The sequence below is a fragment of the Streptomyces sp. NPDC001492 genome, from assembly GCF_053597275.1.
Genome location: NZ_JBSFHW010000043.1, coordinates 37940 through 55025, shown reverse-complemented (window position 1 = coordinate 55025; position 17086 = coordinate 37940). Strand labels below are relative to the sequence as shown.

General features: G+C 70.6%; 15 protein-coding genes. 10 read left to right on the top strand and 5 right to left on the bottom strand.

All coding sequences use genetic code 11. The features are described 5' to 3' along the window. Nucleotides 1-176 precede the first annotated feature (176 nt). Entirely contained in the window at nucleotides 177-701 is a 525-nt protein-coding gene (locus ACWC1K_RS39175) for a hypothetical protein (RefSeq protein ID WP_450837777.1), read from the bottom strand. A gap of 405 nt (nucleotides 702-1106) precedes the next feature. Between ACWC1K_RS39175 and ACWC1K_RS39170 the strand changes: the two genes are divergently transcribed. The 4 genes from ACWC1K_RS39170 to ACWC1K_RS39155 all read left to right on the top strand — a co-directional run bounded on the left by ACWC1K_RS39170 (nucleotide 1107) and on the right by ACWC1K_RS39155 (nucleotide 5720). Further along, nucleotides 1107-1667 (top strand): hypothetical protein, encoded by a 561-nt coding sequence (locus ACWC1K_RS39170; protein ID WP_450837775.1) that lies wholly within the window; start codon nucleotides 1107-1109, stop codon nucleotides 1665-1667. Between the two features lie 195 nt (nucleotides 1668-1862). Further along, nucleotides 1863-2786 carry an MHYT domain-containing protein gene (locus tag ACWC1K_RS39165; protein WP_450837774.1) on the top strand — a complete coding sequence of 308 codons (924 nt, stop codon included), beginning with the start codon at nucleotides 1863-1865 and terminating at the stop codon, nucleotides 2784-2786. A 294-nt stretch (nucleotides 2787-3080) separates the two neighbouring features. Continuing rightward, a complete protein-coding gene (locus ACWC1K_RS39160; protein WP_450837772.1) occupies nucleotides 3081-4586 on the top strand; it encodes a metallophosphoesterase family protein in 1506 nt (501 codons plus the stop codon). A gap of 99 nt (nucleotides 4587-4685) precedes the next feature. Beyond that, nucleotides 4686-5720 (top strand): LLM class flavin-dependent oxidoreductase, encoded by a 1035-nt coding sequence (locus ACWC1K_RS39155; protein ID WP_450837820.1) that lies wholly within the window; start codon nucleotides 4686-4688, stop codon nucleotides 5718-5720. A 9-nt stretch (nucleotides 5721-5729) separates the two neighbouring features. Here ACWC1K_RS39155 and ACWC1K_RS39150 read toward each other — a convergent pair whose 3' ends face one another. From ACWC1K_RS39150 to ACWC1K_RS39140, 3 genes are all read right to left on the bottom strand, one after another. Beyond that, entirely contained in the window at nucleotides 5730-6704 is a 975-nt protein-coding gene (locus ACWC1K_RS39150) for a TauD/TfdA dioxygenase family protein (RefSeq protein ID WP_450837770.1), read from the bottom strand. 395 nt (nucleotides 6705-7099) lie between these two features. Then, nucleotides 7100-7657, bottom strand: coding sequence for a HEAT repeat domain-containing protein (locus ACWC1K_RS39145; RefSeq protein WP_450837769.1), 558 nt, complete (start codon nucleotides 7655-7657; stop codon nucleotides 7100-7102). Nucleotides 7658-7740: 83 nt separating this feature from the next. Continuing rightward, complete coding sequence (locus tag ACWC1K_RS39140; RefSeq protein ID WP_450837819.1) at nucleotides 7741-9288, bottom strand: glycoside hydrolase family 32 protein; 1548 nt, start codon at nucleotides 9286-9288, stop codon at nucleotides 7741-7743. 168 nt (nucleotides 9289-9456) lie between these two features. Here ACWC1K_RS39140 and ACWC1K_RS39135 point away from each other — a divergent pair, with 168 nt between their 5' ends. The 4 genes from ACWC1K_RS39135 to ACWC1K_RS39120 are packed head-to-tail and all read left to right on the top strand — an operon-like array spanning nucleotide 9457 to nucleotide 14058. After that, nucleotides 9457-10866, top strand: a complete 1410-nt coding sequence (locus ACWC1K_RS39135; RefSeq protein ID WP_450837767.1) for an extracellular solute-binding protein — start codon at nucleotides 9457-9459, stop codon at nucleotides 10864-10866. Further along, nucleotides 10863-11816, top strand: a complete 954-nt coding sequence (locus ACWC1K_RS39130; RefSeq protein ID WP_450837766.1) for a carbohydrate ABC transporter permease — start codon at nucleotides 10863-10865, stop codon at nucleotides 11814-11816. The genes ACWC1K_RS39135 and ACWC1K_RS39130 overlap by 4 nt, the downstream gene beginning before the upstream one ends. Nucleotides 11817-11830: 14 nt before the next feature. Continuing rightward, on the top strand, nucleotides 11831-12685 hold the full coding sequence (locus ACWC1K_RS39125) for a carbohydrate ABC transporter permease (protein ID WP_450837764.1): 855 nt from the start codon (nucleotides 11831-11833) through the stop codon (nucleotides 12683-12685). Beyond that, entirely contained in the window at nucleotides 12682-14058 is a 1377-nt protein-coding gene (locus ACWC1K_RS39120) for a glycoside hydrolase family 32 protein (protein ID WP_450837762.1), read from the top strand. Before ACWC1K_RS39125 ends, ACWC1K_RS39120 begins: the two co-directional genes overlap by 4 nt. A gap of 367 nt (nucleotides 14059-14425) precedes the next feature. On the opposite strand, the gene ACWC1K_RS39115 is transcribed toward ACWC1K_RS39120, so the two are convergent. Beyond that, on the bottom strand, nucleotides 14426-15490 hold the full coding sequence (locus ACWC1K_RS39115) for a LacI family DNA-binding transcriptional regulator (RefSeq protein ID WP_450837760.1): 1065 nt from the start codon (nucleotides 15488-15490) through the stop codon (nucleotides 14426-14428). Between the two features lie 97 nt (nucleotides 15491-15587). Between ACWC1K_RS39115 and ACWC1K_RS39110 the strand changes: the two genes are divergently transcribed. Both ACWC1K_RS39110 and ACWC1K_RS39105 read left to right on the top strand, forming a co-directional pair. Further along, nucleotides 15588-16418, top strand: a complete 831-nt coding sequence (locus ACWC1K_RS39110) for an aldo/keto reductase (RefSeq protein WP_450837759.1) — start codon at nucleotides 15588-15590, stop codon at nucleotides 16416-16418. Between the two features lie 55 nt (nucleotides 16419-16473). Continuing rightward, nucleotides 16474-17085 carry a DNA polymerase ligase N-terminal domain-containing protein gene (locus tag ACWC1K_RS39105; RefSeq protein WP_450837757.1) on the top strand — a complete coding sequence of 204 codons (612 nt, stop codon included), beginning with the start codon at nucleotides 16474-16476 and terminating at the stop codon, nucleotides 17083-17085. Nucleotide 17086: the final 1 nt, after the last annotated feature.

The following is a 17086-nucleotide window of genomic DNA, read 5'->3' as shown; positions in this document are numbered from 1 at the left end:
ATCGTCACTGCTTGGTGAGAACGTGGGGGGTGGGCGCGGCAGTTGGGGAGGAGGATGACAGCCTTGACCGGTCCATGTCAGCAGGGTTCCGGTCAATCGAGGGTTATCCCTCTGTACGACGAGGCGGTCTGCCCGCCGGGGACGCGGGCAGACCGCCGGGTGGTGCCGCCGAGGGGTCAGCTGAGGCCGAGGGAGGACAGGGCGGTGGTCCAGTCACTGGCGATGGCGCTGCGCGCGTCGTCGAGACTGACCGTGCCGGCGCAGACGGCCTTCTTGAGCTTGTTCTCCACCGAGTCCTTGCTGTAGGCGGTCTCGTCGCCGTACCGCGGCTCCGGCCACAGGTTCTGCGCGTCCTTGGGAGCGCCACCGAGCTCGAGCGGGACGAGGTGGTCCTCCTCGTAGTCCGAGGTGCTGGTGTCGGCGTAGCCGTACTCCGCTATCTGCTTGACCTTCAGGGCGTTGGTGTACGAGGTGGAGGGTCGCACGGTGGCGGTCCAGCCGGACACACAGATCGTGGAGTCGATCGTGGACTGGGTGACGTCCGGGTTGTAGGCGCCGGGCTGGCAGGTCGGGTCCGGCAGCGGCAGGTAGGACTGGGAGCAACTGGCCGCGTGCGCGGCCGAGCCCGTGCCGATGATGAGACCGGCGACGGAGAGGGTGAGGGATGCCGTGGTGGCGGTGAGGCGGCGCATGGCACGCATGGGGGTTCTCCCGCGATGGGCCCGGGATTCCGGGCGGGTGTGTGCATGACAGCACCACCGGGTCTATGCGGGTAGAAATACAAAGTGAAGAATCAGTGACCTCACTGAATCCTTGCCACCCCTTGGCTTTCGGCCGCCCAACGCCTGGGATGCGCTTGGGCGTTCGATAACTTGGGGGTAACACACGGCCCGATCCCTCGCGTCCGCACTGCGCCGGCACCGGCGGCTCCGCGAACGGACCGCCGTCGGCGCCCAGTCACCTGGCCGGCAGCTTTCCGGCCCGGCCGCTTGTACTCCACCGGAGCAGCCGGGCCACCGCCGCTGATGCCTGGGCGTCCCGTCTGTTGACGCCGTGGCGCCCTATGCCTCTCGGCCCCAGCCTCCCGCCGCGGAGGGGGCGGCGGCATGCCACCAGCGGTCGGACGGGAGCCGAGTGCGATGGGGGAACTGGCGGAGCTCGAGGAATGGATCGCCGTGATCGATGCCTGCATCGAGCCCATCGCGAGCAGGCCGGTGGATCTCACCGACCCCGACTGGATGCGGAAGGTCCAGGAAGGCCCGCGCCCGCTGGACGAGGCGGACATCCGGGCGGAGGCCGAGGGAGCGCTGCGGGACATGCTCTCGCTCTACGAGGACGGCGACGACGACGTCCGGGCCGCCCTGCGCGCCCTCCTGGAGCGCTGCCGCTCGTTCTGTTGGGCGACCACACTGCCCTTCGAGTCCACACCCCAGGGCTTCCGGCAGCGACTGCTGGAGATGTCCGTCGAGGATCAGGGCCGCGACGCACGGGACATGATGGTCGCCCTGAACGATCTGTGCGGGCAGGCACACAGCGCCCACATCGACATCCGGCCGCTTCTGCTGGACGCGGCCGCGCTCTCCGGTGACGTCGACAAGTACGGGATGGGTTCCACGCGGTCCATCCTGCTCCGGGCGGCCGGAAGGGAGCCGAGCGGGCTCTGGTGAGCACGCGGGTGACGGCCGCAGGCCGCCCATGCCCGAACGCGCCGACGTTTGGCTGGAACTCGCCCCCTGGTGACCGGAGTCAACCCCTGATAGTTGAGAATTATTCAGTTACCAATGGTAAACCCTTGCGTTTACGCGACTCTTACCCGTAGACCTGGCTCCACCAATTGCCGGGGCTCTGGGGGGAGTTGGCAGATGCAGGGCACGATTGACGGGTTCCGCTATGGTGCGGTGACCCCGGTGGCGGCCTATCTGATGGCCTGCCTGGGAGGGGCGTTGGGACTGCGCTGCATCGTCCGGTCCCTGCTGAACAAGGAGTCCTGGAAGCCTGGTTGGCTGGCGCTCGGCGCCGCCTCGATCGGCTGCGGGATCTGGACGATGCACTTCATCGCCATGCTCGGATTCCAGGTCAAGGAGACCGGGATCCGTTACGACACCGGGCTCACTCTGCTCAGCCTGGCCGTGTCGATCGTCGTGGTCGGCATCGGCGTGTTCATCGTCGGCTACCGGGGCGCCGGCAAGGTCACGTTGGGTGTGGCGGGCGTGGTCACCGGTATCGGCGTCGCCACGATGCACTACCTCGGCATGGCGGCGGTGGAGGTCAACGGGGACATGCGGTACGACCCGCTCACGGTCGCCCTGTCCGTCCTCATCGCGATCGTCGCCGCGACCGCCGCACTGTGGGCGGCTGTCACCGTCCGCGGGTTCATGACGAGTCTCGGGGCCAGTCTGGTCATGGGGATCGCGGTCTCCGGCATGCACTACACGGCCATGGCCGCCGTCAGCGTCCATGTGCACGGCAACGGCAATGAGGCCTGGACGGGCGATTCACCCACCTCCTTACTGCTGCCCATGCTCCTCGGCCCGACCGTCTTCCTGCTGCTGGCCGGTGTGGTGGTCATGTTCGACCCGCTTCTGGTCCTGGGCGACGGCGAATGGAACAAGTCGGCCTCGGCACGGCGAACCTCCGTCGCCCACCGGGCGGCAGAGCCCGCGCCGCAGCACAGCATCGCCCCGTTCGGCGGGCGAGTGGTTCCCGCGCGGCCCCGGCAGGATCAGTACCGGGCGGTACCGCCGCCCGCCCCGCAGTGGGCACCGCCGCCCAGCTACGAGTGGTGACCTGCGGCTGGATGCCGCGGGCGGAGAGGACGGCGGACCCAAGCCGAGTGCGCCGGGCGGCGCCCGCGGCGGCGGCACGAGGCGCACCGGACACCGAGATCGCAAGACAAGGCGCCGAGCGGGTCGGCCCCTTGGCGGCTTCGACGAGCCGACTGGCGTAGTGCCGCCGCGAGTTGCCGCGGGGCACCGCCCCCTTCGTGCGGGGTCCCGACGGGCCCAGGCACGCCAGGGGCGGCGCGCCGAGTGCCCGCACCCGCTTCCCGCCCGCCACTTGATCGTTGTTACGGTTCAGCGGTGTCTGACTCTTCACGCGATACCGCCCAGGGCGCCGGCTGGGGCACCACAGAACGCGGCGACTACAAGCGGCTGATGCCGCAGCACGTCGAGAAGCTCTCCTGGCTCGATCCCAGGACGCTGTGGGCCGCCCGCAACGGCGTACTGGCCTCCTGGTTCGGGGACCCCACGGGCCGTACCCGCAGCAGATGGGTGGCACAGCGGACGGCGGCCGGCGCGCCCGCCGACAAGGTGATCCGGCGCACGGAGGCGGACCGGTTCTCCTTCATGGTCATCGGCGACACCGGTGAGGGCGACGATCCCCAGTACGCCGTCGTACCGGGGTTTCTGAAGGTCGGTCAGGGCACGGACTTCGCCGTCATCGCCAGCGACGTCATCTACCCGGTGGGCAGCGCGGACGACTACGCCACGAAATTCTTCCGCCCCTACCAGGACTACCAGGCGCCGATCTACGCGATACCCGGCAACCACGACTGGTACGAGGACCTCGGCGCCTTCATGCGCGTCTTCTGCGCGGACGCCCCGCCCCTCGCGCCCGAGCCGGCACCTCGCCCCCTGAGCCGGGCCTGGATGCGCTCGCTCCTGTGGCACCGGCCCCGCCCCGGCGACGGTCAACACCTGGACGAGGCACGCCAGTTGCGCTCCGCGCCGGCCCAACAGGCCGTCCAGCCGGGGCCGTACTGGGCCATCGACGCCGGCCCCTTGCGGATCATCGGCATCGACACCGGTCTGCTCGGCACGATCGACGCCGAACAGGGCGTCTGGCTGCGCGAGGTCTCCAAGGGCCCCCGCCCCAAGATCCTCATCACCGGATCACCCCTGTACGTCGACGGTGAGCACCACCCCTGCACGATCGAGGGCGGCAACGGCACCGTCGACGACATCGTCCGCGATCCCGACCACCACTTTGTGGCGGCGATAGGCGGCGACATCCACAACTACCAGCGCTACCCGGTCCAGGTGGACGGCCGCACCATCCAGTACGTCGTCTCGGGCGGCGGCGGGGCGTTCATGCACGCCACGCACACCATCCCCCGCATCGGCGTCGCGGACGTCACCGAGAAGGACTTCCGCTGCTATCCGCTGCGCGGCGACTCCCTCGCCTTCTACAGCAGGCTCTACGGGCGGCGGCTGCATCTGCGCCGCTTCTTCACCCTCACCGAGGACGAGGCGATGGCCGTGATCGCCGAGCGGCTCGGCATCCCGCCGACCCGCACCCCGGGCGGAGCGGTACGCGTCACCCGCCGTATCCGCATCGTGGCCACTCTGCTCGGCGCCGGCGGCCGCCCCGACCGCACGTCACGCTTCCGCCTGCCGGTGCGCAAGATATACACGCAGTTGTTCTCGCCGGGGTCGGCGACGTACAGCCCGCCGTTCTTCAAGCAGTTCCTGCGACTGGACGTCACCCCGGAGGCGATCCACCTGCGCTGCTACGCGGCCACCGGCAACCGCGCTCAGGAGATCGAACCACCCGTCGAGGACGAGGTCACCATTCCTCTGGCCTGAGACGACCTGATCTTGACCCGAACACGGGGAACAGTTCTCGCGCCCGCCTGGTTGGCACCGCCGTAATACTTGATACATCAAACAACCATGGAGGAGCCCGTGCCGCCGACCTCACGCCCCCTGCGCAAGCTGGGTTTCCTGACCATCGGCCTGTTCGACGAGGCGGATCCGCGCCGCGGCCACGAGTCCACGCTGGAGATCATCGAACTGGGCGAGCGGCTCGGCTTCGACAGCGCGTGGCTGCGCCACCGGCATCTCCAGTACGGCATCTCGTCCCCGGTCGCCGTCATGGCGGCGGCCTCGCAGCGCACCAGCCGTATCGAGCTCGGCACGGCGGTCATCCCGCTCGGCTGGGAGAACCCGCTGCGGCTGGCCGAGGACCTGGCGACGGTCGACATCCTGTCCGGGGGCCGCATCAACCCGGGCGTCAGCGTCGGCCCGCCGATGCACTACGACCAGGTCAAGGAGGCGCTGTACCCGGACACGGCGGAGGCCGAGGACTTCTCCTACGAGCGGGTGCGGCGGCTGCTGGACTTCGTGCGCGGCAAGAGCGCCACGGACTTCAGCGGGGTCGAGGGGTTCGAGGTGTTCAGCGACCGGGTGCAGCCGCACTCCCCCGGCCTGGGCAGGCGGCTGTGGTACGGCGGCGGCAGCCTCAGTTCGGCGCGCTGGGCCGGTGAGCACGGCATGAACTTCCTGACCAGCAGTGTCGTAAAGGCCGAGGGAGCGGACGGGGGGTCGGACCTCGACTTCGCGGAGATCCAGCTGTCGCACATCCGCGCCTTCCGCGCCCATCACCCCGACGGCGACGACGCCCGCGTCTCACAGGGCCTGGTCGTCATCCCCACCGACTCGGCCTCGCCCGAACAGCGCGCGAAGTACGAGGAGTTCGTCGCCAGGCGCACCCCTCGTACGGCCTCGCCGCAGGGCCCGGCCCGACTGATGTTCGCGCCGGACATCGTCGGCAGCTCCGAGGAGATCGCCGAACGCCTCCATGCCCATGCCGCGTTCCGCGAGGTGGACGAGGTGGCGTTCGCGCTGCCGTTCACCTTCGAGCACGAGGACTATGTGCAGATCCTCACCGACATGGCCACGCGGCTCGGGCCGGCGCTCGGCTGGCGGCCCGCCGTCTGAGAGCCTGCGTCACCAGCGGCCGGGTTCGGTCCCGACGAGCGGCTGCGACGGCTTGCCGTCCACGCCGACGGGGACGTCACCCGTGAGCATCACCCGGTGCATGATCCGGGGGAAGTCGAGGTGGGCGTTGTCGCTGGGGGCGAGGTGGATGGTGGCGCGGTTGTCCCAGAAGGCCACGCTGCCCGGCTCCCAGCGGAACCGCACCGTGTACTCGGGCCGCACCGCCTGCTCCAGCAGCATGTCCAGCAGCGCCCGGCTCTCCGGACGGGAGACGTCGGTGATCTGCTCGAGGTAGTAGCCGTTGACGAACAGCACCCGCTCCCCCGTCTCCGGGTGCACCCGCACCAGGGGGTGCACGGAGGCGACCTGATGGTCCACCAGGTGCCGCAGGTAGGCGTCGTCGCCGGGCCGCGGCTGGTAGCCGACGCCGAGCCGGTGCTCGGCCCGCAGCCCGTCCACGAACTCCCGTACCGGGCCGGACAGTCCGGCGTACGCGGCCGCCAGGTTCGACCACGTCGTGTCGCCTCCGTACGGCGGGACGGTCTCGGCGCGCAGGATCGTCGCGGCCGGCGGGTCGATGCGGGCGCCGTGGTCGCAGTGCCAGCCGCGCAGCAGGGTGTGCCGGCGGCGCTGCAGCCACTCCTCGTGCTCCATGCCGAACTTCCCGCCCAGCTCCAGCCGGTCGGCGGTGGTCTCCACCTCGGGGAAGTCCGGCGGCGAGGCGCTACCCCGTTTGCGCAGCACGACGGGCTCGCCGAACCGGCGGGCGAACCGCACGTGCCCGGCGTGGTCCAGCCGCTGCCCGCGGAAGAACACCACCTTCCAGCGCAGGACGGCCGCCCGGATCGCGGCGACCACGGCGTCGTCCAGGTCGCCGGCCAGATCGACGCCCGTGATCTCGGCCCCGATGTGCCCGGCCACCGGCTGCACCTCGATGCCGGCCGCCCGTCCGACATCCGCCACCGTGTCCCGCTCAGTCGTCATGCGCACTCCGCTGATCGCCCTGACCGGCTCCGCTCGGCCGATCGCCGCATCCGATCTTCGCAGGGAATCCGCCGGACGTCCTGTGCCCCGCTCCCGCTCCTCACCACGCACCGGGGTTGCTACTGAGAGGCGCCCCGGCACGCCCGCCAAGGCCGGCCCGCCCCCGACTGCCGGACGACTGAAGCCTCCTGTCGAGCAGCCCATGACATACCTACGTACTTCGGCGCCGTCCGCCGGTGGTCAGTGCCGCCAGGCGCGGTCCAGCCCGCCTTGCCATGCGACGCCCCCCTGCCCCCCTCCCCGGCATGTACCGAGATCGCTGCCGAAGCGCGGCCCGGCACGCCGCGTGAGGCCGGTCCGACCTCAACTGCCAGGTGTGCGAAGCCCCCTGTGGATCAGGTCTGTCCTGCACGTGCTGGCTTCGGTGACGTCCGGCGGTGGACTGGGCCGCCGGGCGTGTACCAGGTCGCCTTCTTGCGCACCGCCGGCGAGGGGTCCTCGTCGCGGGCGCGTACCAGGGCGGCGAGGGCTTGCGGGGTGCTGTGCACCCACAACCCGACGAGTTCGGTGGCCATGGCTCTGACGTGGGGGTCCGGGTCGTGGTGCAGGAGCTGGACCGAGCGCGGCCGGAGTACGGCGGGGTCGGGGCGGCAGGCGTCCGCGTCCGGCTTGCACCGGTCGCAGGACAGGGCGTGGAGCGCCGCCAGCTGTACCCGGGCGTCCGGGTCGTCGAGCATGGCGGTCAGCTCGTCCGTCGCCTCGGGCACCAGCAGTTGGTCCAGCAGCCTGCAGCATTCCTCCCGCGCCCGCGGAAACGGATGTCTCAGCCCCCGGCGGATGTCGGGCACGGCTTCCGCCCCGCGCCGCAGGAGTTCCCGAAAGGCGCCCGGCCGCCGGGGCTCACTGCCCAGTGCGTCGACGAGGGCGCCGGTGACGGTTTCGGCTGTCGGCATGGCGTCCGCCTTCGTCCCTCGTCGAGTCTGCGCGTCCGGCCGCGATGGCTCCAAAGGGATTTCCGCGGGGCGGGAGGCCGCACTCACAAGCTGAACTCCCGGATGACCGTGTTCCGGAAAACCGCAGTCCCGTCGATCGTGAACAGCGCCAGGCCGGTGTCGACCAGGTACGGGAACACCACGCTGGAGTGCACGTACCGGCCGTCGTCGAGGTACATCTCCACGGACGTGCGGTCCACGAGGATGCGCAGCTTCACCGTGCCCGCGGAATGGCTGAACGGGGTGTGGCTCTCCTGCCACTTGCCGGAGGCGTCGGGGTTGACGGTGTTGCGGCGGTTGAGGAAGCCGTAGTCGTTGTAGATGCCGGCGTCGATGTGGCGTCCACCGTCGGGTGAGCGGCGCAACTGGAGTCCGGCGCCGGTGAGTCGGTCCCAGGTGATCTCGGTGGTGAGCTCGTAGGAGATGCCCTTGTAGTCGAGCACCTTGGTGCCGTCGACGGTCACGTCGCCCAGGTTCACCGTGCGGGAGACGTACGCGTCGAGGGCGGCGACGGGCCGGGAGGTCAGGTAGTAGGTGCCGGCGGAGTCCCGCTTCAGGGCGAGCTCGCGGACGATCGAGTCGGTGCCGTTGAAGCCGTCGCAGTCGATGGTGGGTGTGGTGTTGGCGTAGTCCCAGTTGTTCAGCCAGCCGAGCGCGTAGCGTGCGCCGGGGTCCTGGGTGCCGTTGCTGTTCCGCTTCTCGAAGGTGACGGCGCCGTACCAGTCCCAGCCGTGGTCGAGCCATTGCGGGTCGGCGGCGTCGGCGGTGAAGGCGCTGCCGTCGAAGGCGCCCGTCCAGTACGCGTACGTGTTGGGCAGCCCCGAGCCCTTGCCGTTGGCGCTGACACCCAGCACCCACTTCACCGTGCCGTCCTCGGCGGTGATGCGGAACAGGTCGGGACACTCCAGCGTACCGATCCCGTCCTTGACGAATCCTCCGGCGTACGTCCAGGACTTGAGGTCGGCGGAGTGGTAGAAGCCCACCTTGGTGCCCTCGGCGAGGGCCATCAGCCAGCGGCCGCGCTCCTCGTCGCGGATCACCTTGGGATCGCGGAAGTCGGCGACGCCGGGGTTGGGCAGGACCGGGTCGGTGCCGTGGTGGGTGAAGGTGCGGCCGCCGTCGGTGGAGTAGTACAGGAACTGCTCCTGGTGGTCGGTTCCGCCGCCGGGCGACAGGGTGGCGATGACGATCACCGCGCCGGCGCCGAAGCCTGCCGTGTTGTCCGTGTCCACCACCGCCGAGCCCGACCAGACGTCGCCGTTGGGGGTGGTGTCCTTCGGCACGGCGACGCCGCGGTCGGTGAAGGAGACCAGGTCGGTGCTGGTGGCCAGGCGCCAGGCCGTGCCGACGGGGCCGGTGGGGTAGTCGGCGTTGTAGAGGTAGTAGTAGTGGTACTCGCCGTCGATCCAGACCGGGCGCTGGGGGTCGTTCTTCCAGGCGTCGGGGACCGTGAAGTGGTAGGCGGCGCGGTAGCTCGCGCAACCAGCCCTCGTCGCCCTGGGTCTGGCGGTGGCCCGTGCTGCGGGAAGCAGCGCGGCGGCTCCCCCGGCGGTGGTGCCGGTCAGCAGGGCTCTGCGGGACATCCCACGCATCATTCTTCGTTCCTCTCTTCGTCGAGTGGAGAACGGCGGCTCGTGTGGTGCAGGACTGTGCGGCCTAACTCGTTAAAGGTCAAGGGGTGCACGACTCTTGACAGGTTCCTGGCGGGCTTCCCATCATCTGGGCATCAACCCTGATCTAACACGAGTTAGGCATGTTGGATGACCGACTCGCACCTCACCCGCCGCAGCCTGCTGCGGTACGGGGCCTACGGAACGGGGGCCGCCGCGCTGGCCGGCACCGCCGCGAGCTGGGACCGGCTCACCGGAGCCGACATCCCCGGCCGCGACGACGGCTCCCTCGTCGTCGCCACCCTCGGCCCCGCCTACGGTCCGGAGGCCATCCGCACCCTCACCGAGGGCTTCCGGAAGGTTCACCCCGGCATCAAGCTGCGGATCAACGCCGTGCAGGCCGTCGACTGGTCCGACTTCTTCGCGAAGATCCTCACCCAGATCGCGGCGGGCACCGCGCCCGACCTGGTCTACGTCGCCACGGAGGGCGTGCAGCTGTTCGCGCAGCGCCTCGGGGTCCCGCTGGACCGCTGGGTGCAGCGGGACGCGGCCGAACTCAAGGAGTACTTCGCGGATGTCCACCCCTCGCTGGTGGAGTCGATGATGTACGAGGGGCACCTCTACCAGTTGCCCGTGGAGTTCAACGCGGCCGACATGTATCTGAACCGCCGGGTGCTCGAGCGGGCGGGCGCGGACTTCCCGGCTCCCGACTGGACCCGCGAGGACTTCACCGCCTTGCTGCGGGCCATGAAGAAGTCGAGCGGCTCGCAGTTCACGCCGTACTTCTGGACCAACCGGCTGTGGGGCGGCGTGGTGCCCTGGCTCTTTACGGGCGGCACCAATCTGCTCACGGAGTCCAAGGCGCCGGGCGGCGCCTGGCTGTGGGACTCCTTCTATCCAGCCGCCCAGCGGCAGGGCCGCGGCGGCGGTTTCCGCTGGACGCGCCCGCAGGCCACCGCCGGACGCGTGGAGGAGGCGTACGACTACCTCGCCTCCCTCATCCAGGAGGGCCTGTGCACCCGCCCCGAGGGCGGCAACGGCCAGAACCTCGTCGGCGTGTTCTCCACCGGCCGGGTGGGTGTCACCCCGGCGGGCGGCTTCTGGGCCGGCGGACTGCACCTCGCCGGGATGCAGGCGGACGGCTTCGACGTGCAGTACTTCCCGCGCTGGCGCACCCAGCGCCACCAGTTCGGCGCGGCGGGCTATGCGCTGCTGCGGACCTCCAAGAAGCAGGACGAGGCCTGGGAGTTCATCAAGTACGCCGCCCGCCGGGACACCCTGATGCGGCTGTTCGACACCAACCAGACCACCCCTGCGCGCCGCTCGATGCTGACCGCCGCCCGCTACCGGGAGACCGGGCCGAAGCACTGGCAGGTCTTCTACGACACCCTCGACAAGTTCCCCGACACCGGGCCGATCCCCGCCCCGCCGCAGGTCGCCGAGGTGACCGAAGTGCTGCTCAAGCACACCGGCACCGCCCTTGCCTCCCCGCGCTCGGTGCGCCCCGCGCTGCGCCGGATGCAGGGCGACCTGGAGAAGGCCATGGAGCGTGACGCATGACGAACACCCAGGTCTCCGCCGTACGGCCGCGGGCCGCCACACCGGCCGTCGACCTGTCGCGGCCCTCGCCCCTGCGCACCCGCGGCACCCGGCTGCTCGCCGCCCTCTTCCTCGCACCCACGATCGTCGGCATCGTCGTGTTCACGGTCGTGCCGATCGTCGGCTCGGTGGTGCTGAGCCTGTTCCACTGGAGCGTGATCGACTCACCCAGCTTCGCGGGGGCGGCCAACTACCGTGAGGTCTTCACCGATTCCACCGTGCGGGTCTCCTTCTTCAACACGCTCGTGTTCATGGTCTTCGCGGTCGCCGCGCAGCTGCTGATCGCCCTCGCGCTGGCGCTGACCCTGAACGGGCGGATGCCGGTGTGGCTGCGTTCGGTGTTCCGCTCGGCGTTCTTCTTTCCGCTGGTGCTGTCCGCCGCGTCGATCTCCGTGGTGATGAAGTACCTGTTCAACCAGGACTTCGGGGTGGTGAACTGGCTGATCGGGCTGGTCGGGATCTCGCCGGTGCCCTGGCTGACCTCGGAGCACGCGGCACTCGCGACCGTGGTCATCGTCTATGTGTGGCAGCAGTTCGGCTTCTCGTTCCTGCTGTTCGTCGGCGGTCTGAACACCATCCCCAAGGAGGTCCACGAGGCTGCCTCCCTGGACGGGGCGACCGGCCTGCGCAAGCACCTGCATGTGACGCTGCCGCTGCTGTCGCCGACGCTGCTGGTGGCGACCGTGGTCGGTGTCATCAACGCGCTGCAGGTCTTCGAGCAGCCGTATGTGCTGACCAACGGCGGGCCCGGCGACTCCACCCGCACCGTCGTGATGGTCATCTACGAGACCGCGTTCGAGCAGCTGCGCTTCGGTGAGGCGTCCGCGGTGGGCGTGCTGCTGTTCGTGCTGATCATGGCGGTGACCGCCCTCCAGTTCCGGCTCAGCCGGCGTTTCGTCCACTACCAGTGAGCCGGGTGACCTCCATGAGCCAAGCAAGCCTGTCCCTGAGCCGCGCCCGGTACTCCCTCGGGCCATGGGCACGGATCACCGCTCTGGCGGTGTGCGCGCTGCTGACCCTCGGCCCGGTCATCTGGACCGTCTCCACCTCGCTGCGCACCCCGGCCCAGTCCTTCGACCTGCCCCCGAAGATCATCCCGACACATCCGACGGCCGACGCCTACCGCGGGGTGTTCGGCCAGATCGACGTGTGGCTGCTCGCCCTGAACTCGACGCTGGTGACCGCGCTGATCGCGGTCGGCCAGATGATCACGGCGGGGCTTGCCGGGTATGCGTTCGCACGCCTCGAATTCCGTTTCAAGAAGCCCCTGTTCGGGCTGGTGCTTGCGACGATGATGGTGCCCCTGCAGGTCACCATCGTGCCGGTGTTCCTGGTGTTGAAGTCGATGGGCCTGACCGACACCCTGCTCGGTCTGATCATTCCGGCCTTCCCGACCGCGTTCGGCACCTTCCTGATGCGCCAGTACTTCCTGGGCATGCCCAAGGACCTGGGCGAGGCGGCCATGCTGGACGGTGCCGGGCCCTGGCGGATCTTCCGCTCGGTGTATGCGCCGCTGGCCGCGCCCGGCCTCGCCATCGTCGGCGTGCTGGCCTTCAACTACCACTGGAACGAGTTCTTCCGGCCGCTGATCCTGGAGACCTCCGGGCAGAACTACACGCTCCCGCTGGGCCTGGTCTCCCTCCAGGGCAACCTGGGCACCGGCTCCATCTCGGTGGTACTCGCCGGTGTCGTCCTCTCCATGATCCCCGCCGTCGCCGTGTTCGTCGTCGGCCAGCGCCCTCTGCGCGAGGGCATCACGTCCGCAGGAGTCAATCGTTGAGCAACGACGCCCCGCGCTTCAGGGTCCGTCCGCCCGCCGGCTGGATCAACGACCCCAACGGGCCGTTCCGCTGGCGGGACCGCTACCACCTCTTCTACCAGCACAACCCCGACGCACCCGTGCACACGAACGTCCACTGGGGTCACGCCTCCAGCGCCGACCTCGCGCACTGGGAGCACCATCCGGTCGCGCTCGCCCCGACGCCGGGCGGCCCGGACGAGGCGGGCTGCTGGTCCGGCTGCGTGGTCGACGACGACGGTGTGCCGACCGCCGTGTACACCGGCGTCGACCGCCACCACACCGGCCTGGGCACCATCTGTCTGGCACGGGCGGTGGTGCCGGACGACGAGACGCTGACCGACTGGAAACCGCTGCCGACACCCGTGGTGACCGGCCCGCCCGCCGGTCTGGACGTGGTGATGTTCCGCGATCCGTTCGTGTTCCGCCACGGCGGGCGGAGATGGGCGCTGGTCGGTGCAGGGCATGCGGACGGGACCCCGTCGGTCCTGCTGTACGACTGCGACGACCTGCTCCGCTGGCGTTTCGCCGGGGTGCTCCTCGACGGCAACGACCCCGTGGCCGCAGGCGTCTTCGGGGACAAGGCGGTCGGCTGGGAGTGCCCGCAGCTGTACGCGACGGCGAGCGGCGAGCGGGTGCTCGTGCTGTCGCTGTGGGACGGCGACCCGTGTTCCACCGGCTATCTGACGGGCCGTCTGCAACCGTACGGCGAGGAGGAGTTGCACTTCGAGGCGCGGACCGGTGGACGGCTCGACCACGGGCGGGACTTCTACGCTCCTGCCGTGCTCCAGGAGCCGGACCGGGTCCTGATGTGGGGATGGTCCTGGGAGTCCCGCGCGCACGGCGAGGCCGAGCGCGCCGGCTGGGCCGGGGTGCTCACCGCGCCGCGCGTCGTGGACGTCCATCCGGACGGCGCGCTGCGGGTCGCACCGGCGCCGGAGCTCCGACTCCTGCGCGCGCCCGAGCCGTTCGTGACCGCACCCGCCCGGGTGGCCCTCCCCGAGTCGTACGACCTCACCGTCACCGCAGGCGGGCGGACCACCGTGGGTCTGCTGCGGTCGGCCACCGGCGCGTGGCTCACGGTCCGGCTGGATCCGGACGAGGGCACCGTCACGCTGGATCGCAGCGACTGGCCGCGGACCCGGCCCGACGGGTCGGCACCGATCGTGATGCGGGCGCCCGCCCGGCAGGTGCGGGTGCTTGTCGACGGTTCACTGTTCGAGCTGTTCGTCGACGACCGGCTCACCGTCACCGAGCGGGTCTATCTGCGCCCCGGCGATGTCCGCGAGCTGGTCGTGGCGGGCAACGCGAAAACCGCCACCGGATGGGAACTGGCCCCACCGACGCACGAGTGACCACCGAACGGATCCGTCTCCGCCCCGGCAACAGGCGGACCCGTTCGTAGCGAGGAAAGCGGAAGCCATCACCGGACCGAAGCCGGTCCGAGCCCGAACGATCACCGGACGGATCCATCCCCGCCCCCGCGACGCGCCCGACCCCATCGCAGCAGGGAACGCCATCACCAGACGGGAGCAGGCCCCACCGACGCACGAGTGACCACCGGGCAGATCCCCCCGCGCCCCGGCAACAGGCGGACCCGTTCATAGCCACGAAAGCGGAAGCCGCCACCAGATGGGAGCCACTCCGACGCCCGAGTGACTACCGGACGGGCCCGCCCGCGCCCCCGCGACGGGCCCGGCCCGGTCACAGCAGGGAACGCCGTCACCAGGCGGGAGCAGGCCCCACCGACGCGCGAGTGATGACCGGGCAGGCCAGGCGCCGCACGCCGGCGGGCGGCGTCCGTCCGGTGTCGATGGCGTCCAGCAGCAGCCGGGCGGCCGCCTCGCCCATGGCCCGGTGCGGCAGCGCGACCGTGGTCAGGGGCGGGGTGAGGAACGCGGCCATGTGCTCCTGGTCGTCGTAGCCGACCACCGAGAGATCGCCGGGGACGGCGATGCCGAGGCGGGTCGCGGCGTGCAGGACGCCCGCCGCGACCCGGTCGTTGTAGCAGAAGACGCCGGTCGGGCGCCGGTCGGCCCCAGCGCCGTCGAGGATGCGCAGCGCGCCCTGGTATCCGCCGGAGATCTCGCCGCCGCTGCGCACGACCCACTCCTTGGGCACGGTGACCCCCTCGGCGCGCAGGGCGTCCCGGAAGCCGCGCAGCCGCTCCACCGACGCGATGTCGTCCCGGCCGCCGATCATGGCGACCTTGCGGTGGCCTTCCTCCAGCAGCAGCCGGGCCGCCGTACGGCCCCCGGCGCGCTCGGCGGGGATGACTGCGGGCAGGGAGTCGTCCTCGGGCAGGCAGTTGGCGAGGACGGAGTGGGTGCGGTGCAGGCCCTCGGGGACGCGGACCCGGCGCAGCGACATGGCGGCGTAGATGATGCCGTCGACGCGGCGGTCGAGCAGTTCGGCGACGGCCGCGTCCTCCTTGTCCCGGTCGCCGCCGGAGTCGACGGTCAGGACGAGGTGTTCGCTGTCCCAGGCGGTCTCCATGGCGCCGCGCAGCAGCCGGCCCGCGAAGGGCGAGGAGGCGATCTCGTCGGTGACCAGCCCGATCACGGCGGTCCGGCGCCGGCGCAGGCCTCGGGCGACGGGGTCGGGCCGGTAGCCGAGCTGGGCGGCGGCCTGCCGGATGCGCTCCTGGGTGGCGGGTGAGAGGTTGCCTTCGGCACGGCCGTTGAACACGAAGGAGACCGCGGTGTGCGACACGCCGGCGAGCCGGGCGACGTCGCGCGACGTGGGACGTCCGGCTCCCTCCGGCCCCTTGCCCTCGGTGCTGCCCATCCCGTGCGCTGCCTTCATCCCCCACCCGTCCGGTTGATCACAGCTCACCCTATCCGTGACGCTGTGGGTACGGCACAGTCGAGGGAAAGGTCCCACGGTGATCACCGTCCCCACGCACACGCTCAACGACGGCACGACTCTCCCCGCTCTCGGCCTGGGCACCTGGCCGATGTCCGACGCGGAGGCCGAACGGGCCGTCTCCGAGGCCCTCGGCCTGGGCTACCGCCTGGTCGACTCCGCCACCAACTACGGCAACGAGACCGGCGTCGGGCGGGGTGTCGCCCGCAGCGGCATCCCCCGGGAGGAGGTCGTGGTGACGACGAAGCTCCCGGGCCGGCACCACGGCTACGAGGAGACCCTGACCTCCTTCGAGGAGTCCCGCAGCCGGCTGGGCGTGGAGTACGTCGACCTGTACCTGATCCACTGGCCGCTGCCCCGGGTCGGACAGTACGTCGACTCGTGGCGGGCCATGATCAAGCTGCGGGAGGAGGGCCTGGTCCGCTCCATCGGCGTCTCCAACTTCACCGTCGAGCACATCGAGCGGCTGGAGAAGGAGACCGGGGTACTGCCGTCCGTCAACCAGATCGAACTCCATCCGTTCTTCCCGCAGGACGAGCTGCGCGCCTTCCACTCGGCCAAGGGCATCCGCACCGAGAGCTGGACACCGCTCGGCCGCGGCCAGGGCCTGCTCGACGACCCCGTCGTCGTCGGCATCACGGAATCCTTCGGGGTGACGCCCGGCCAGGTGGTCCTGCGCTGGCACACCCAGCTGGGCGCGGTGCCCATCCCGAAGTCCTCGAATCCCGAGCGGCAGCGGGCGAACCTCGACGTCTTCGGCTTCGAACTGGACCCCGCCCAGCTCGATGCGATCGCCGACCGGCCGCACCGCCGTCTCGGCGGGGATCCTGAGGTGCACGAGGAGTTCTGAGCCGTTCGCCGGGTACCCGGGGCCCGCGAGGCAGGGCGTACGAAAGGAGCCGGAGGTGGGTGAGCGGGACCGGCTGCGGGAGTATCGCGGCAAGCGCGACTTCGGGCGGACCAAGGAGCCGCAGGGGCGGTCTGCCGCCTCGGGTGCCGAGCCGCGGTTCGTGGTGCAGATCCATGACGCAAGCACCATGCACTTCGACTTCCGGCTGCAGGTCGGCGACGTACTGAAGTCGTGGTCGATCCCGAAGGGCCCCTCCGGCGATCCGCAGGACAAGCGGCTCGCCGTGCCCACGGAGGACCATCCGCTGGAGTACGAGGACTTCGAGGGCGTGATCCCGCGGGGCGAGTACGGCGGCGGCACCGTGATCGTGTGGGACCACGGCAGCTACGAGCCCCTCAGCCACGACAGCAAGGGTCGGCCCGTCGACTTCGGGGAGTCGCTCGAGCGCGGACATGCCCGCTTCCGCCTCAAGGGGTCGAAGCTGCACGGCGAGTACGCCCTCACCCGCTTCCGCGGCGGCAAGGACGGGGACAGCGAGGAAGCCTGGCTGCTGGTGAAGGCGGGCGGCGGGGCCCCGGGGCACGGGACACCGGATCCGCGCCGGGCCCGCTCGGTCAGCAGTGGCCGGACGCTCGCCCAGGTCGCGGCGGCCGCCGAGGAGCAGTGAG

What these genes read in the sequence shown, in the direction of transcription:
- ACWC1K_RS39175 (WP_450837777.1), bottom strand. Translation starts at nt 701, where the DNA reads ATGCGTGCCATGCGCCGCCTCACCGCCACCACGGCATCCCTCACCCTC.
- ACWC1K_RS39170 (WP_450837775.1), top strand. Translation starts at nt 1,107, where the DNA reads ATGCCACCAGCGGTCGGACGGGAGCCGAGTGCGATGGGGGAACTGGCG.
- ACWC1K_RS39165 (WP_450837774.1), top strand. Translation starts at nt 1,863, where the DNA reads ATGCAGGGCACGATTGACGGGTTCCGCTATGGTGCGGTGACCCCGGTG.
- ACWC1K_RS39150 (WP_450837770.1), bottom strand. Translation starts at nt 6,704, where the DNA reads ATGACGACTGAGCGGGACACGGTGGCGGATGTCGGACGGGCGGCCGGC.
- ACWC1K_RS39145 (WP_450837769.1), bottom strand. Translation starts at nt 7,657, where the DNA reads ATGCCGACAGCCGAAACCGTCACCGGCGCCCTCGTCGACGCACTGGGC.
- ACWC1K_RS39140 (WP_450837819.1), bottom strand. Translation starts at nt 9,288, where the DNA reads ATGCGTGGGATGTCCCGCAGAGCCCTGCTGACCGGCACCACCGCCGGG.
- ACWC1K_RS39135 (WP_450837767.1), top strand. Translation starts at nt 9,457, where the DNA reads ATGACCGACTCGCACCTCACCCGCCGCAGCCTGCTGCGGTACGGGGCC.
- ACWC1K_RS39130 (WP_450837766.1), top strand. Translation starts at nt 10,863, where the DNA reads ATGACGAACACCCAGGTCTCCGCCGTACGGCCGCGGGCCGCCACACCG.
- ACWC1K_RS39125 (WP_450837764.1), top strand. Translation starts at nt 11,831, where the DNA reads ATGAGCCAAGCAAGCCTGTCCCTGAGCCGCGCCCGGTACTCCCTCGGG.
- ACWC1K_RS39115 (WP_450837760.1), bottom strand. Translation starts at nt 15,490, where the DNA reads ATGGGCAGCACCGAGGGCAAGGGGCCGGAGGGAGCCGGACGTCCCACG.